General features: G+C 66.5%; 15 protein-coding genes. 11 read left to right on the top strand and 4 right to left on the bottom strand.

The genetic code is table 11. The features are described 5' to 3' along the window. Window positions 1-130: 130 nt before the first annotated feature. Genes AC6JAM_RS07200 through AC6JAM_RS07185 form a run of 4 tightly spaced genes read left to right on the top strand, consistent with a single transcriptional unit; the run spans window position 131 to window position 4,036 of the window. Entirely contained in the window at window positions 131-955 is an 825-nt protein-coding gene (locus AC6JAM_RS07200; RefSeq protein ID WP_056388308.1) for a sugar phosphate isomerase/epimerase family protein, read from the top strand. 25 nt (window positions 956-980) lie between these two features. Continuing rightward, entirely contained in the window at window positions 981-1,754 is a 774-nt protein-coding gene (locus AC6JAM_RS07195; RefSeq protein WP_018770888.1) for an SDR family NAD(P)-dependent oxidoreductase, read from the top strand. Between the two features lie 42 nt (window positions 1,755-1,796). Beyond that, window positions 1,797-3,545 carry a dihydroxyacetone kinase family protein gene (locus tag AC6JAM_RS07190; protein WP_268002455.1) on the top strand — a complete coding sequence of 583 codons (1,749 nt, stop codon included), beginning with the start codon at window positions 1,797-1,799 and terminating at the stop codon, window positions 3,543-3,545. Beyond that, the gene (locus AC6JAM_RS07185) at window positions 3,545-4,036 is read left to right on the top strand and encodes an RpiB/LacA/LacB family sugar-phosphate isomerase (RefSeq protein ID WP_026266011.1); all 492 of its coding nucleotides are present in this window, start codon (window positions 3,545-3,547) and stop codon (window positions 4,034-4,036) included. Before AC6JAM_RS07190 ends, AC6JAM_RS07185 begins: the two co-directional genes overlap by 1 nt. Before the next feature lie 24 nt (window positions 4,037-4,060). On the opposite strand, the gene AC6JAM_RS07180 is transcribed toward AC6JAM_RS07185, so the two are convergent. Beyond that, window positions 4,061-4,669 carry a TetR/AcrR family transcriptional regulator gene (locus AC6JAM_RS07180; protein ID WP_018770885.1) on the bottom strand — a complete coding sequence of 203 codons (609 nt, stop codon included), beginning with the start codon at window positions 4,667-4,669 and terminating at the stop codon, window positions 4,061-4,063. A gap of 155 nt (window positions 4,670-4,824) precedes the next feature. On the opposite strand from AC6JAM_RS07180, the gene AC6JAM_RS07175 reads away from it, so the two are divergent. The 3 genes from AC6JAM_RS07175 (at window position 4,825) to AC6JAM_RS07165 (ending at window position 8,450) form a co-directional block, all read left to right on the top strand. After that, window positions 4,825-6,279, top strand: coding sequence for an APC family permease (locus AC6JAM_RS07175; protein ID WP_497934377.1), 1,455 nt, complete (start codon window positions 4,825-4,827; stop codon window positions 6,277-6,279). 1 nt (window position 6,280) lies between these two features. Next, entirely contained in the window at window positions 6,281-7,921 is a 1,641-nt protein-coding gene (locus tag AC6JAM_RS07170) for an amidohydrolase (protein WP_497935935.1), read from the top strand. Window positions 7,922-8,009: 88 nt separating this feature from the next. After that, window positions 8,010-8,450 carry an SRPBCC family protein gene (locus AC6JAM_RS07165; protein WP_018770882.1) on the top strand — a complete coding sequence of 147 codons (441 nt, stop codon included), beginning with the start codon at window positions 8,010-8,012 and terminating at the stop codon, window positions 8,448-8,450. On the opposite strand, the gene AC6JAM_RS07160 is transcribed toward AC6JAM_RS07165, so the two are convergent. After that, complete coding sequence (locus AC6JAM_RS07160; protein WP_497934376.1) at window positions 8,428-10,011, bottom strand: carboxylesterase/lipase family protein; 1,584 nt, start codon at window positions 10,009-10,011, stop codon at window positions 8,428-8,430. The two genes, AC6JAM_RS07165 and AC6JAM_RS07160, sit on opposite strands and share 23 nt — an antisense overlap. Before the next feature lie 118 nt (window positions 10,012-10,129). Between AC6JAM_RS07160 and AC6JAM_RS07155 the strand changes: the two genes are divergently transcribed. After that, the gene (locus AC6JAM_RS07155) at window positions 10,130-10,867 is read left to right on the top strand and encodes a GAF and ANTAR domain-containing protein (protein ID WP_223993445.1); all 738 of its coding nucleotides are present in this window, start codon (window positions 10,130-10,132) and stop codon (window positions 10,865-10,867) included. Here the strand turns inward: AC6JAM_RS07155 and AC6JAM_RS07150 are convergent. Then, window positions 10,852-11,157 (bottom strand): hypothetical protein, encoded by a 306-nt coding sequence (locus AC6JAM_RS07150; protein ID WP_497935933.1) that lies wholly within the window; start codon window positions 11,155-11,157, stop codon window positions 10,852-10,854. The genes AC6JAM_RS07155 and AC6JAM_RS07150 overlap by 16 nt on opposite strands. Before the next feature lie 225 nt (window positions 11,158-11,382). Between AC6JAM_RS07150 and AC6JAM_RS07145 the strand changes: the two genes are divergently transcribed. The 3 genes from AC6JAM_RS07145 to AC6JAM_RS07135 all read left to right on the top strand — a co-directional run bounded on the left by AC6JAM_RS07145 (window position 11,383) and on the right by AC6JAM_RS07135 (window position 13,053). Beyond that, on the top strand, window positions 11,383-11,667 hold the full coding sequence (locus tag AC6JAM_RS07145) for a metallothionein (RefSeq protein WP_497934375.1): 285 nt from the start codon (window positions 11,383-11,385) through the stop codon (window positions 11,665-11,667). A gap of 36 nt (window positions 11,668-11,703) precedes the next feature. Continuing rightward, window positions 11,704-12,141 (top strand): universal stress protein, encoded by a 438-nt coding sequence (locus tag AC6JAM_RS07140; RefSeq protein WP_018770877.1) that lies wholly within the window; start codon window positions 11,704-11,706, stop codon window positions 12,139-12,141. Between the two features lie 78 nt (window positions 12,142-12,219). Next, window positions 12,220-13,053 (top strand): nucleoside hydrolase, encoded by an 834-nt coding sequence (locus tag AC6JAM_RS07135; RefSeq protein WP_268002461.1) that lies wholly within the window; start codon window positions 12,220-12,222, stop codon window positions 13,051-13,053. A 73-nt stretch (window positions 13,054-13,126) separates the two neighbouring features. On the opposite strand, the gene AC6JAM_RS07130 is transcribed toward AC6JAM_RS07135, so the two are convergent. After that, window positions 13,127-14,386 carry a glycoside hydrolase family 1 protein gene (locus tag AC6JAM_RS07130; protein WP_497934374.1) on the bottom strand — a complete coding sequence of 420 codons (1,260 nt, stop codon included), beginning with the start codon at window positions 14,384-14,386 and terminating at the stop codon, window positions 13,127-13,129. Between the last annotated feature and the right edge of the window lie 97 nt (window positions 14,387-14,483).

Below are 14,483 nucleotides of genomic sequence, written 5' to 3'. Positions count from 1 at the left end.
ACTGGTACGACCCAGTGTGACGCACATCATCTACACTGTCAACAGTCGACTTTCAGAGTTGACTGTTGACAGTTAACGCCACTACTGTGGTGTCCATCACTACCGCTCGGCACGATTCAAAGGATCAATGATGTTCCATTCCAGACTTGGGTGCTCATCCATCAGCTTCCGGCACCAGGACCTGGGCACTGCCCTGGGCACCATGAAGGGTCTTGGTTTCGAGGAGATCGATCTGGGCGCCCTGCCCGGGGTCTGCGACCACGTGCCGTACGAACTTGACGGGGCCGCCGTGGCGGCGGTGTCGCAGGAAGTCGTCGCCTCCGGTGTGCGGGTCCGTTCAGTGAATGGCGACATCGGGGACCTGAACGCAGTCCTCGACGCCGATGGGCAGGACGCCAGGCGGCGCCACCTGGACGCCCTGCTCACCCTCACGGCCAACATCGGGGCCAAAGCCCTGGTGCTGCCCTGCGGCGCCCTGGACCACAACCCGGTCCGGAGCGTCGAGGGAGACCTGGACCTCATTGCCGCGCAGCTCGCTGCTGCTGGCCGGCGCGCTGCAGAGTTCGGCGTCGAACTCTGGACCGAATCCCTGCACTTCCTGCGGTTCTGCTGGAACCTGGAACGTGCGGGACTGCTGGCCGACCGGCTGGCCGGATCCGGCGTCGGAATCGTCATGGACTTCAGCCACATCACCGCCGCCGGCGAGGACGTCCAGGCGTATCTTGACCGGCACCCCGGCCGCATCAGCCATGTCCACCTGCGCGACGCCGTGCCGGGGAACATCAACCTCAGCATCGGCAACGGCGAGGCCGACTTCGCCGGCGGCCTGAAGCGGCTGGCCGCGGACGGCTACACGGGCCACTTCTCCCTGGAACTGGAGACCCGGGACGTCACCCATGACGAACGCCCGGCCGCCGCCGCCAAGGCTGCAAGCTTCATCACCGACCTCATCTGAACTGAACAACCCAAGGAGCACCACCATGACCGCCATCCAGCGCACCGCCGTCCTCACCGGAGCAACTTCGGACCGGGGCATCGGCATCACCACCGCCCGCCGCTACGCCCGTGAGGGCTGGGGCATCGTCATCCTGGACCTTGACGGCGAGAAGTCCGCCAAGGTCGCAGCCGAAATCGGCAATGAATTCAACGTTCCCGCCTTCGGCCACGAGATCGACGTCGCCAACGAAGCCTCCGTCAGCGCAGCCCAGGCCGCCGTCGCCGCAGAGGTGGCCGCCGGCAACCTCCCGCCCGTCGGTGCCTTGGCCAACATCGCCGGCATCACCTCCCCGGTTCCGTTCCTGGAGACCACCCTTGAGCTGTGGCACAAGGTCATGGACGTCAACGCCACCGGCACCTACCTGGTGACCAAGGCGTTCCTGCCGGAAATGATCGAGAACGGCTGGGGCCGGATCGTGAACATGTCCTCCGTCTCCGCCCAGCGCGGCGGCGGCGTCTTTGGCAAGGTCCCCTACTCCGCCGCCAAGGCAGCCATCCTGGGATTCACCAAGGCCCTGGCCCGCGAACTGGGCGCCACCGGCGTCACCGTCAACGCCATCACCCCGGGTGCCGTGGACACCAACATCCGCGTGGGCAGCACCGAGGAGCAGGAAGCCGCCATCAACGCGGGCATCCCGCTGGGCCGGAACGCCACCACGGAAGAAGTGGCCTCCGTCATCACCTTCCTGTCCTCCGAGGACTCCGCCTACCTCACCGGCACCACCATCGACATCAACGGCGGCAGCCACATCCACTAGCAGCAACAGCTCCCAGACCACCCCGGATGCCGGAGAACCCCCATGACCAAAATCTTCAATGACCCCTCAGAGTTTGCCGAGGAGGCCCTGGCAGGCTTCTGCGACGTCCACTCCGACCTGGTTCGGCAGGTTCCCGGTGGCGCTGTCCGCCGGTACCGGCCGGCGCAGCCCAAAGTCGCCGTCCTGGCCGGCGGCGGCTCGGGGCACTACCCCGCCTTCGCCGGGCTGGTCGGCGCCGGCTTCGCCGACGGCGCGGTGGTGGGAAACATCTTCACCTCGCCCTCCGCCCAGCAGGCCTACTCGGTGGCCAAGGCCGCCGAGTCCGGCGCCGGCGTCGTCTTCACCTACGGCAACTACGCCGGCGACGTGATGAACTTCGGCATGGCCAGCGAACGCCTGGCCGCCGAGGGCATCCCCGTGGAGAACGTCCTGGTGACGGACGACATCGCCAGCGCCCCGCCGTCGGAATCCGCTAAGCGCCGTGGCATCGCCGGTGACTTCACCGTGTTCAAGGTAATGGGGGCGGCGGCGGACAACGGCGCGGACCTCGCGGAGGTGGTGCGGCTGGGCCGCAAGGCCAACGACCTGACGCGGACCATCGGCAGCGCGTTTGCCGGCTGCACCTTCCCGGGCGCCGACTCACCGCTGTTCACGCTGCCCGAAGGGCAGATGGGCCTGGGCCTGGGCATCCACGGCGAGCCCGGCCTGCACGACACGGACCTGCCTTCGGCGAAGGACCTCGGGCAGGAACTGGTGTCCCGGGTGCTCTCTGAAACGCCACCTCACGCCGGCAAGCGCATCGCCGTCATCCTCAACGGCCTCGGCTCCACGAAGCATGAGGAGCTCTTTGTCCTCTGGGGAGCCGTGGCGCCGCTGCTCCGCGCGGCCGGCTACACGCTGGTGATGCCCGAGGTGGGCGAGTTGGTGACCAGCCTGGACATGGCCGGCGTCTCGCTCACGGTCACCTGGCTGGATGAGGAACTTGAGCGGCTGTGGGTTGCCCCTGCGGAGACGCCCGCCTACCGCCGTGGCAACGCGGCCCTGGAGTCCGGGACCCGTGGCGTCGAGGAAACGTCCGACGGCGGCGCGGCCGCCGCTTCGTTCGTCGCCACGGACGCCTCCCGCGAGTACGCCGCCGCCTGCGTAGCGGCCATTGACGCCGCCCGTTCGTCGCTGCACGACGCCGAAGAGCGGCTGGGCCGCATGGATGCTATTGCCGGCGACGGCGACCACGGACGTGGAATGGTGCGCGGCGTGGATGCGGCAGCCGCCGCAGCGTCGGATGCCCTGGCCGGCGGGGCCGGCGCCGGGGATGTGCTTGCCGCTGCCGGTGATGCCTGGGCGGACAAGGCCGGAGGCACCTCCGGCGTCCTGTGGGGAGCGGCGCTGCGTGCATTTGGCGAGACGCTGGGCAACTCCTCGGCGCCCGAACCCGGTGCCCTTGCGGCAGCCGTGACCGCATTCGCTGACCGGATCATCCAGTTGGGCAAGGCCGAAACAGGCGACAAGACCATGGTGGATGCCCTGCTGCCCTTCGCTTCCGCCTTTAGCCGCGCAGTGGCCGAGGGCGTGGAAACGGGCCGTGCATGGCAGGAGGCCGCGCAGGAGTCCGCTGCTGCGGCGGAAGCCACCGCGGACCTCCTTCCGCTCAAGGGCCGTGCCCGCCCGCTGGCCGAGAAGAGCCTGGGCACGCCGGACCCCGGTGCAACCTCCCTGGCGATGGTCTTCGCCGTGGTGGGGCCGCACTTCACCCGCGCAACCGCTGCCACTGTGCAGGCGTCAGCGAAGTAATGGCAACGAAAGGAAACACCATGGGGCTGCGGCTCATTGTCGGCGCGGACGAGGCCGGCGTCGATTACAAGGACAAGATCCTGGCGGACCTGCGCACCGACCCCCGGGTCAGCGAGGTCCTCGACATCGGCGTCAACCGAAGCGACGCCCCGGACGACTTCACCAGGCCCTACCCCTACGTGGGCATCACAGCCGGCGAGATGATCCGGGACGGTGCCGCTGACCGGGCCATCCTCTTCTGCGGCACCGGAATCGGCGTGGCGATCGCTGCGAACAAAGTGGACGGCATCCGCGCCACCGCTGCCCACGACTCCTTCTCCGTGGAACGCTCCATCCTGTCCAACGACTGCCAGGTGCTCACCATGGGCCAGCGCGTGGTGGGCATCGAGCTCGCACGGCGGCTTGCGAAGGAATGGATCGGCTACACGTTCGATCCGACGTCGGCCTCCGCCGGGAAGGTCAAGGTCCTCACCGACTTTGAGGGCTGCTAGCGCTGGCGCTGAAGCTGGGCGGGCTTACCCGTCCAGCTTCGCGCGGAGCCCTCCGATGATGACGTCGAGCCCGAAGTCGAACGCATGGTTGCCGCGCTCCGCCGGAGGGCCGGCATGGCTGACGGCGCGCTTGAGCGTGGGATAGCCCTCCGCCGGCGGATCCCAGACGACGTCCGGCGCGGCCAGATCCAGGGCCGCGCCCAACGCAAAGCTGTCAATCGTGGAAATCGCCGACACCACGTCCCGGCCACGGAAACCGGCAGCCTCCAAGGCAAGCGCGAGGTCCTCGTAAAGCCCGATGACCTCGGGGTCGGTAATGGACTGGAGCACCATCAGGGGTGCCAGCCGCGGATGGCGGGCAAAGGCGTCCCGGTAGGCGCGGATCAGGATCCGCAGGGCACCTTCCCAGTCCTCATGGTCCACCGGCGGATACGGCTCCTCGGTGATGATGCGGTGCCTGAGCAGTTCCAGGATCTGGTCCCGTCCCGAGACGTGGTTGTAGATCGAGGACTGACTCACGCCGATCTTCCTGGCGAGTTTGGGAAAGCTGAAATCCCCGCTCTGGTCCACCAGTTCAAGTGCGGCCGTCGTAAGGGCCTCCACGGAAATCAATGGGAGGGGCGGGCGGCCCATCGGTTCTCCTCACTGCAGCTCTTGGACATCGGCTCCAGCCTAGCGGGCTGACACATATCCGCCCGTGCCGGCAAAACTATTGTGCTCTGGACCACTTGGTCCCATACTAAACGAAAGCCTTTCGTTTAAGTGGGCTTCAAGGAAAGGACAGAGCTGTGCCCGAGACCAAAACAAAACCAATTGCGCCGTCCGTGGATGGCGCACTCAAGCGCAATGCCCTGGGCACCGGAGGCATAGCCTTCCTGGTGATCTCGGCTGCGGCACCCCTGACAGTGATGGCGGGCGTGGCCCCGGTGGCGATCGGAGTAGCGGGCATCGGCGCCCCTGCCGGTTACCTCCTGGCGGGCATCGTCCTGACCCTCTTCGCCATCGGTTTCATGGCGATGACGCGCCACGTCAAAGCCTCCGGCGGCTTCTACACTTACATCTCGATTTCTTTGGGAAAGACCGTGGGGCTGGCGTCCGCCATCCTTGCGATCATCTCCTACAACTGCCTCCAGATCGGCGTCTACGGGCTCTTCGCCGTCCAGACGCATGACATGCTGCAGGTCCTCTTTGGGCTTGAGGTTCCGTGGCCCGCCATTGCCCTCATCGCCGTCGCGGCCGTCTGGTTCCTGGGATACCGGGGGATCGACGTGGGCGCCAAAGTCCTCGGCGTCCTCCTGGTCGCGGAAACAGGCATTCTCGGCGTGATGGGTGTGGGCATCCTCAGCAGCGGTGGCGCACACGGTATCAGCCTGGGCTCCTTCAGCCCCGGGCAGGCCTTTGGACCTGGCGTCCTGGCAATCCTGGGCATCTGCTTCGCCGCCTTCATGGGCTTTGAATCCACGGTGTTGTACCGCTCCGAAGCCCGCAACCCGGATCAGTCAGTTCCCCGCGCCATGTACATCGCGGTGGGCTTCATGTCCGTGTTCTATGCCTTCATCGTCTGGGCCGTCATCCAGGCCTTTGGCGACGACCAGGTGGTGGAAGCCGCTGGCGAACTGTCCGGCGGGATGTTCTTCCAGACCATAGGGCAGTATGTGGGACCCTGGGCTGAAACTGCCATGTACGTCCTGATCGTCACCAGCGTCTACGCATCACAACTGGCGTTCCACAACGCCATCAACCGCTATGTCTACATGCTGGCCAAGGACGGGGTCCTGCCGGCGTTCCTCGGCCGCACGCACCACCGGTTCAGGTCACCGCACCGTGCCGGGCAGCTGCAGACCCTGTTGGCAGCGGTGGTCATCACTGTCTGCGCCATCCTGAACGCGGACCCGTACCAGCAGCTCCTGATCTGGGTGAACACCCCGGGCATCTTCGGCATCGTGGGCCTCCAGGGGCTGGTGTCCGTGGCAGCATTCCTGTACCTCCGCCGGAACCCTGCTGCTGCCCGCAACAAACTTCTCGCCCCGCTCAGCCTCGTATCAGCGGTCCTGCTCTTCGGCGTCGTCATCCTCATCGCACTGAACATCGAACTCCTTACCGCGGCCGACGCCCTGACCAACACCATCCTGATCCTGGTTACGCCTGTGGTGTTCGCCGGGGGCCTGCTGGCCGCCCGGTGGCTGCGCCGCCGTCGTCCTGCCACCTTTGACCGCATTGGAAGCTTCGAAGCACATGAATGACATGAATCCTGACCTCATTATCCTTGCCGGCACAGTCCACACCATGGACGGAACACCCAACGGACCTGCGCCCCAGGCTGTAGCGGTCCGGGACGGGCACATCCAGGAGGTTGGAACGCGGCGCGACGCGCAGTCCTGGGGTCCGGCCGAGGTCATCGATTTCGGTGACGCCGTCCTTACCCCGGGGTTGGTCGACTGCCACGTCCACCCCGTCATGGGCCTGGACATGACACGCGGCTGCGACCTCTCCGGCATCACGGACCTTGCCGCCGTGCGCGCCTTGCTGCGGGCAGAGGCGGCGGCAACGCCGGCGGGCGAATGGGTCCGCGGCTGGGGACTCGACCCAAATGCCTTCGGGTCAGCGCCGCCGCACCGGGAGCTGATCGACGACGTCGTGGCCGGCCGCCCGGCCGTGATCCGGCTGTTCGATGCCCATTCCGCCCTGGCGAGCACGGCGGCGCTGGAGACCGCCGGCATCACCGGGCCACGGCACTTCGACCAGGCAGCCGAAGTGGTCTGCGACGGCAGGGGGAACCCCACCGGTCTCCTGCTCGAAGCCGCGGCTTTGGACCTGGTCCTGAAACATATGCCCCAGGAGACTTTCCAGGAACGGAAGCGCCGGCTGGGTGAGCTCTTTGATTCGTTCTCCCGGGCAGGCCTGACAGGCATCCATGTCATGGACTGCGGGGAGGGAACCCTGGAGCTCCTTGCCGCCCTTGAGAACGATTTGGCCGGATGCGGCAGGGGCCTGCCGGTGCGCGTGCGGGTTTCGCCATGGTGCATGCCGGGAAGCGGAGAGGCCGACTGGCGGCGGCTGGTGGAGCAGGTCAGGACTGCTCGGGGCTCCCGGTGGGAAGTGGCCGGAATCAAGCTGTTCGTGGACGGCACGGTGGACAACGGCACGGCCTGGCTTTTTGAGCCCGACAGCCACGGCCAGTCCGTCGCACCCTTTTGGCCAAGCCCGGAGGAGTACAACCGGGCCATCAGGTTCTTCGCAAGCCAGGGCATTCCCACCGCAACCCATGCCATCGGTGACGCCGGCGTGGCTGCAGTGCTGGCAGCGTTCGAGGATCTTCCGGCGGACCTGCCCCGGGCTCCGCACCGGATCGAGCACCTTGAAACGGTCCCGGACGGACTCATCCAAAGGTTCGCCGGTTCCGGCCTGATCGCCAGCATGCAGCCCAGCCACTGCACCCACTATTCGCGCGCGGACCAGACGGACAACTGGTCAAGGCGGTTGGGAAAAGAACGGGCGGACCGTGGATGGCGGTCCGCTGACCTCCGGTCCGCAGGCGTAACGCTCGCACTTGGCTCCGATTGGCCTGTCGCCCCCTTTCCGCCCCTTCCGATCCTCGCAGACGCGCAACTTCGGCGGCGGTCGGGCCACCCGGATGAACAGCCGATTGTGCCGGGCCAGGCGCTCACAGCACGCCAGGCGCTGGAAGGCTACACCTCGCACGCGGCCGAAGCTGCAGGGGAGCGGACGGTATCGGGCTCGGTAACGGTGGGCAAGCGCGCTGATTTCACCGTTTTCGACGTTGATCCACTGTCAACGGCCCCTGATGAGCTGGCGCAGGGTCACGTGCTGGCCACTGTGGTGAACGGCCTGCTGCAGCACTGTTCCGTGGGCGTCGCCGGCTAGCGGCGGCGGATTTTGCCCCAGGGGTTTTGCCCCAGCCCCCGCCGCGCGGGGGCTGGGCTTACGTGATCCCCCTTCCTAGACTGGGGTGATGATCACAGTCACCGGAAGTGTGGAAACCAACCTGTCCGCGGAGAAGGCCTTTGCCTTCATGAGTGAGTTCGAGAACACCCCCAAGTGGGACCCCAACACGCCCGTCATGGACAAAACCACCCCGGGGCCGGTGGCCGTGGGGCACAAGTACCATGCCGAGTCCGAGTTCCGGGGGAAGCGCCAGACCCTGGTCTACGAGGTCATCGAGCTGACCGACAACCACATCAAGCTGCGCGGCGAGAACAAAACCGTGACTTCCTTCGATTCCATCGACGTCACCCCCAACGGGACCGGTTCGGTGGTGAAGTACACGGCCGAGTTCAGCATCAAGGGACCGGCCAAGATCATCCAGCCCCTCCTGAAGCCCGCCTTCATGTCGCTGCGGGATCCGGCCCTGAACGGCATCCGGGACACCCTCAACGCGCTGGCAGCAGCCTGACGGCTTCGAAAAACTCCCTGATCTCATGGCGGGGGTCGGCTTCAAGCCGGGACTCGCCGTCGAGCACCATGGTGCGCCGCTGCCCTCCAACTCCCGGCCACGGAAGGCGTTCCGTGCCAGGTGTCCCGGTTCCGGCGAAGGCCGTCCAGGCCCGGCTCATGGCGTCGCTGAGGGACGCCGGTGCCTTGCCCCGTGTGAGGAAGGCGGCCTCCGGCGCGTCCAGGTGCCGGAAGACGAATGGGATGTCCAGGGCGTGGCAGGCCCCCAGTTTCCCGCCCATGGCCGGGCTGCGCCATGTGAACAGGTAGGCGAAGTCCTTCCCGGCGGCTCCTTCACCGGTCGCTCCGTGGGCCAACCGGCCTGCGGCAGCCGCCTGCCTCGCGTCCAGCAGCCGGTTGCTGGGCTGGCGGTAAAGGGAATCCGCGATGGCGGCTTCCAGGAGTTCCTTGCCTGACGGTTCCCTGCCCAGCACCCTGGTGAGCGCCTCCGTATAGCCGGGGGCAAGCGCCGGCGGCACCCCCGCTCCGCACAGCACGGCGGCCGCACGGTCCGGGTAGCCCGGGTCCGACCCCGTGTCCGGGCGCATCTCGACGGCGAATGAGCCCTCGTTCAGGTTGGTGCCGATCAGCAGGTCCACCCCGAAGTTGACCCCGTTGCCGATACTTTCCAGCGGTGGCAACGGAAGCGACGGCGTGCCCACCGTGGGCTGGAATGGCAATGGAACCGCGAAGGACTCCGCCGCAGCACGCTGTTCCAGGGCGGCCTGCGCTTCCAGCAGCCGCTCCACAGGGAGGGTCAGCAGTTGGTTGGCGGAGGAGGCATCCAGACCACACAACTCAAGGAATGTGGCGCTGATCCGCGCCGAGTCCTCCGGCCGGCGGCAGCGCTCGGCCGTGCCGCTTTGCATGATGGCCCGGCGGAAGAGCCCTTCCGACGCCGGCATGCCCAGCAGGGTGCCGATGGCTGCGGCGCCTGCGGACTCCCCGAAGATGGTCACGTTGTGCGGGTCGCCGCCGAAGGCGCCGATGTTGCGGCGGATCCAGCGCAGGGCCTCCAGCTGGTCCAGCAGGGCGAGGTTGGACGAATCGGCGTAACCGGGCCCCAGCAGGTCCGCCAGGTGCAGGAAACCCAGCGCGCCCAGGCGGTAGTTGATGGATACCAGCACCACGCCCGCCGCAGCCGCCAGCCGGGCGCCGTCGTACATTGCGTCACTGTTGGCGCCCATGAGGTAGGCGCCGCCATGGATCCATACCATTACGGGCCTGGCCGGGCCTTCCGTTGCCGGCGTCCAGATGTTCAGGTTGAGGCAAGCCTCTTCGCTCCAGGTGCGCGGCGTAGTGCCGGGAGGGGCATGGGACTCGGGATTCTGGGGCGCGGCGGGGCCAGGTGCGGTGCAATCAAGCACCCCGCTCCATGGCGATACCGGTACCGGCGGGCGGAATCGGTTGCTTCCCGACGGCGGCTCCGCGTAGGGGATGCCAAGGAACCGGTGGACGGTGGTCCCGTCAGTCTCAAGTGAATTGCCCAGGACGGATCCGTCCGGAGTGGAGAGGGGCGTCATGGTTGACAGGTTACGACACGGGCGAAGGTAGGCTGGCATCACCGTTCGGCAGTGGGCGGCCACAGAGGTGTGGCTTTTAACCAATGTCCGGGAGGTAAGACGCGTGCTCCATGCCGGCGTGCCTGAAGACGAGGATTTTGCAGACGTTGCCCTGCATCTCCAGGAGTCCTTCCTGCAGAACCCTGAAGTTGAGGCATTTCTCCAGGATCTTGCAGCCTACGCGGCGGCCCGGCTTGGCGGGGAGGGGCACGTGTGCTCCTGCGAAATCGTGGTGCTGCGGCCCAAAAAACCCGCGGCATGTGCCAGCAGCCACCGCAGTGCACAACTCCTTTGCCAGCTGGAGGCCACGCTTGGCGATGGTCCCGGCGCCACGGCCATGCGGGCAGGAAAGACAGTGCTGGTTTCCGACCTCCGGCGCGAAGACCGCTGGCCGGAGTACGTCCACGCTGTCCAGGAGCAGGGCTTCCGCTCGGTATTGAGTATCCCCGCGCTGCTGGAAGGCGATTCCCAAGGCGTGATTACGTTCCACTGTTCACAGCCCCTCGTCTTTGGCAGCCATGGCATCGGTGCCGCGGAAGCGTTTGTCCGGCAGGCCTCCAAGGGGCTGACACTTGCCCTGCGGATGCTGAAGCTGGAAGAGACCAGGGACGGCATGAGCGCCGCCATGCAGACGCGTACCGTGATCGACCTGGCAACCGGGGCCATCATGGCGCAGAACCGGTGCAGCCAGGCTGCGGCCTTCAAGCTGCTGCGGGACGCGTCCAGCACGCGGAACATGAAACTCCGGGATGTTGCGGCCGCCGTCGTCGCGTCAGTCGCCGGCGCCGCGGACACCTTCACCTACTTCGACGAGTAGGGATCCTTCCGTTCCGGGTCACGGTGTTCCGGCTGCAGGGTGGAAAGGGCGGAACCGCTGAGCGGAGCACGGAGCGGCAGGCCTTCGGAAGCGCAATGTTCGTTGACAGCCTGCGCCAGTGCGTCGCGTTCCTTCGTTGAAAGGGTGGCTTCGCCTGCGCAGTAGTCCCGGATGAGCTGTTCAGAGGCGTCCCCGCCCAGCCCAACGAACTCCAGCCACAACTGTGCCAGATCCAGCCGGTACTCCTTTATCAGAGCGCCGGTCAGGGCCTGCTGGTCCACGGCATCCATCGTCACGTCCTTGCCTTTGGTTGCACTTCTACGGTTGGGATTCGGAACCGGCGGCACCGTGGATGGGAAATGATCCAGGAAAATCCACAAGGGGAATTGACCCAGGCGGGCCGTGGGACCTTTGCCCCTAGGCAGGCAACTCCCGGAAGCAGTCAACTGGAGTGTCCGGAGCCGGCGAGTACACCCGGCGAGCACAACAGGCGAGCACAACAGGAGGCAGAGACCATGGGCGCATGTGATGTCTGCGGCAGCAGCGAGGGCCGCATGTTCACCGTCAATATGGGGAACCAGACAGGCACGTTCGACAGCTTCGAATGCGCCATCCACATGATGGCTCCCGCATGTGAGCACTGCGGTTGCCGGATCCTGGGCCACCCCGTGGAAAGCCAAGCAGGCATCTACTGCTGCCTGCACTGTGCCAAGGAAACAGGGAATCCCCACCAGGCCGCCAAACCTGAGCACTCCACGGTGGCCGTTCCGGCACACGGTGCATCAGCGGGTCAGGCCTAGTCCCGCCGGCACTAACGCAACAGGAAAAGGGAAGCCGTGGCCGGTAACGGAAGCTTCAGGATCGTGGTGGGCGTGGACGGTTCCGACCAGTCCCGGTCGGCAATGGACTGGGCCATCGAGGAGTCCAGGCTGCGCAAGGGTGAGGTCCAGGCGTTGACCGCCTGGAGCTTCCCTTATGTCAGCGATGCCCTGGGCACCGCCTGGGACTACGAGATCTTCCAGAAGGACGCCCAAGCGATCCTGGAGGCGGAGCTTGAGCGCATCAAGGACCAGGGCGTGACGATCACAGGACGGGTCGTGGAAGGCAACCCGGCAGCGGCACTCATTGACGCCTCCCGCGATGCCGACCTGGTTGTCGTCGGCTCCCGGGGCCATGGCGGATTTACCGGCATGCTGCTCGGCTCTGTATCCCACCAGACCATCCACCATGCGCACTGCCCGGTACTGGTCATCCGCGAGCCTGCCGCAGATTAGGACGGACCTTCCACCTTTCGGTGAATGGAAAGTGTCGTCGTGTGATGCTGCCTGCGCTGCAAGGCTTGCAGGATGGACATGATTCGGATTGAACCCCGGTGCCGCGTGATTGTCGACAACGACTGGGCCGGCGACCCCGACGGCCTGCTTGGACTGGCCCACCATGCCCTGTCCCCGGCAAACAGGATCGCAGCCGTCACAAGTTCCCTGACGAATCCGATGTTCGGGCTGCCGGAGGGCAGATCCCAGCGGGGCGCCTGCCTGGCCGGGGAACTGCTCCGGGTGCTCGAGCGCCCCGAACCGGCGGCGGTGCATCCCGGACCGGACAGCCCTTTTACCGGACAGCCACGGAGCTCCGCTGCGGCGGGCGCGATCATTGAAACCGCAATGACGGCGGATGACCTGCCCTTGATTCTGGTGTGCGCCGGTCCGCTCACCAATGTTGCGGACGCGCTCCTGCTGGAGCCGGGCATCGCCCGGTTGCTGACGCTTGCCTGGGTCGGCGGAGCCGCCCGGAACGACGACGAGTACAACTACTTCACGGACCCCGCCGCTGCGGACTTCGTGCTGGCGAACCAGGAGCTCGCAGTCTGGCAGTTCCCCGCCGAAACGTACCGGCAGATGGTGGCGTCCGTCGCGGAACTCGATCATGCCTTCAGGGTTGCCGGCCCGGCCGGCGAGTGGCTGTGGGAGCACTTCAACAGTCTTGAGGTGCCGGACTTCGTGAAATTCGGGCCGGTGTGGTGCCTTGGAGACAGTGCACCCCTGGTGGTCACCGGGCTGGATGACGTCACCTCGGTGTTCACCGAAACGTCCGCGAGGCCGTCCCGCCGGATTTATACGGGTGTGGACAGCCGGTTGGTTCTTGCGGACTTCTTTGCGAAGCTGCACCTGCACGCCCGGCGGCCGTAGACAAGGGCAAAAGGCCTGCGGCAGAGGAATGGCCCGGACTTCACAGGGAAGTCCGGGCCATTATGAACCACGCTTAAGCGGGTTGCGGCGCCCCGGCCCCGGCGTGCTCCCTGGCCAGGTTCCCCAGCCAGCGTGCGCTGTCCTTCGGCGTCCGCTCCTGCGTGGAGCGGTCCACGGCGATCAGGCCAAACTTGGGCCCGTAGCCGAAGATCCACTCGAAGTTGTCGAACGCGGTCCAGGCGATGTACCCTCGGACATCGATGCCGTCCGCAAGGCAGGAAGCAACCCCGTCGACGGCCGTCCGCAGGTACGCCACCCGCTGCGTGTCATCCTCGGTGGCCAGGCCGTTCTCCGTGACGATCACGGGGATCCCGGCGATCCGCTGGGCCTCGCGGATGGTGGACTCCAGTGCCTGGGGATAGATTTCCTCGCCCATCTGGTTGGTGGGCACGCCCTCCGGTGCGGGCGCATGGCCATCGGGGCCGTACATGGTGCGCCCGTAAGTCTGGATGCCCACGAAGTCGTCACCCCGGGAGGCTTTGAGGAAGCGTTCGTTGACGTCCCGGCGCACCCGGTCTGCAATCCCTTCGCCACCGGGCAGCGCCTGGATATCGGAGTTTGCGAGGGTCCACCCCACCTGGAGGTCCGGGCGATGGGCTTTGATGGCCTTGGTGGCGGCCCGGTGCGCCGCCACCTTGACCTGGAACCCCGCCTCCGTGGAGCAGAACTGGAACGGGGCAACAGTGCTGGCATCCACGCCCAGGCGCTGGGCGGCGGCCGCCCAGATGGGCACCGAACCGCGGTTCTCCGGGGTTTCCCCGCCGATGCCGAATGACTCCAGCAGCCAAGGGAGGTTCGGCTCGTTCAGGGTGCAGGCGACGCCGATCAGGTCACCCAGGTGGGCCATGACCCGGTCGCAGTAGCGTGCGAAGAGTTCGGGCGTCCGGCTGCCCTCCCAGCCGCCGATCCGGAGGAGCCACAGCGGTGACGTGAAGTGGTGGAACGTGACCACCGGGGTGAGTCCATGTTCGTGGCAGGCTTCCAGCACCCGCTTGTAGTGGTCCAGCGCAGCCACCGAGAACTGGCCTTCCTCCGGTTCGATCCGGGCCCATTCAACGGAGAACCGGTAGCTGTTAAAACCGAGGCCGGCGATCAGTGCGATGTCCTCGCGGTAGCGGTGGTAGTGGTCCACGGCGTCCCCGGACGGCTCCGCGAAGATCGTTCCGGGAAGGTGCTCCAGGAACCAGGTATCGCTGTTGACGTTGTTGCCTTCCACCTGGTGGCCGGCGGTGGCCACGCCCCAAAGGAAGTCGCGGGGGAACGGGTTGGTCATGGGGTTCCTTTCGTGATGGACGCGTGCAGGCGTCCGAGGCTTCGTTGCCTTCCATCCATCCTTCCGCCCGGCGTGACCGCCGCCACAATACCTTTTC

This window comes from Arthrobacter sp. GmRoot5-12 (genome assembly GCF_059739365.1).
This window is presented reverse-complemented; position numbering and strand designations above follow the sequence as displayed.

Excerpts from the sequence above, each read along its gene's own strand:
- AC6JAM_RS07200 (WP_056388308.1), top strand. The coding sequence starts at position 131 with ATGTTCCATTCCAGACTTGGGTGCTCATCCATCAGCTTCCGGCACCAG.
- AC6JAM_RS07145 (WP_497934375.1), top strand. The coding sequence starts at position 11,383 with ATGGGCGCATGTGATGTCTGCGGCAGCAGCGAGGGCCGCATGTTCACC.
- AC6JAM_RS07170 (WP_497935935.1), top strand. The coding sequence starts at position 6,281 with ATGAATCCTGACCTCATTATCCTTGCCGGCACAGTCCACACCATGGAC.
- AC6JAM_RS07130 (WP_497934374.1), bottom strand. The coding sequence starts at position 14,386 with ATGACCAACCCGTTCCCCCGCGACTTCCTTTGGGGCGTGGCCACCGCC.
- AC6JAM_RS07135 (WP_268002461.1), top strand. The coding sequence starts at position 12,220 with ATGATTCGGATTGAACCCCGGTGCCGCGTGATTGTCGACAACGACTGG.
- AC6JAM_RS07185 (WP_026266011.1), top strand. The coding sequence starts at position 3,545 with ATGGCAACGAAAGGAAACACCATGGGGCTGCGGCTCATTGTCGGCGCG.
- AC6JAM_RS07165 (WP_018770882.1), top strand. The coding sequence starts at position 8,010 with ATGATCACAGTCACCGGAAGTGTGGAAACCAACCTGTCCGCGGAGAAG.
- AC6JAM_RS07180 (WP_018770885.1), bottom strand. The coding sequence starts at position 4,669 with ATGGGCCGCCCGCCCCTCCCATTGATTTCCGTGGAGGCCCTTACGACG.
- AC6JAM_RS07195 (WP_018770888.1), top strand. The coding sequence starts at position 981 with ATGACCGCCATCCAGCGCACCGCCGTCCTCACCGGAGCAACTTCGGAC.
- AC6JAM_RS07160 (WP_497934376.1), bottom strand. The coding sequence starts at position 10,011 with ATGACGCCCCTCTCCACTCCGGACGGATCCGTCCTGGGCAATTCACTT.
- AC6JAM_RS07190 (WP_268002455.1), top strand. The coding sequence starts at position 1,797 with ATGACCAAAATCTTCAATGACCCCTCAGAGTTTGCCGAGGAGGCCCTG.
- AC6JAM_RS07150 (WP_497935933.1), bottom strand. The coding sequence starts at position 11,157 with ATGGATGCCGTGGACCAGCAGGCCCTGACCGGCGCTCTGATAAAGGAG.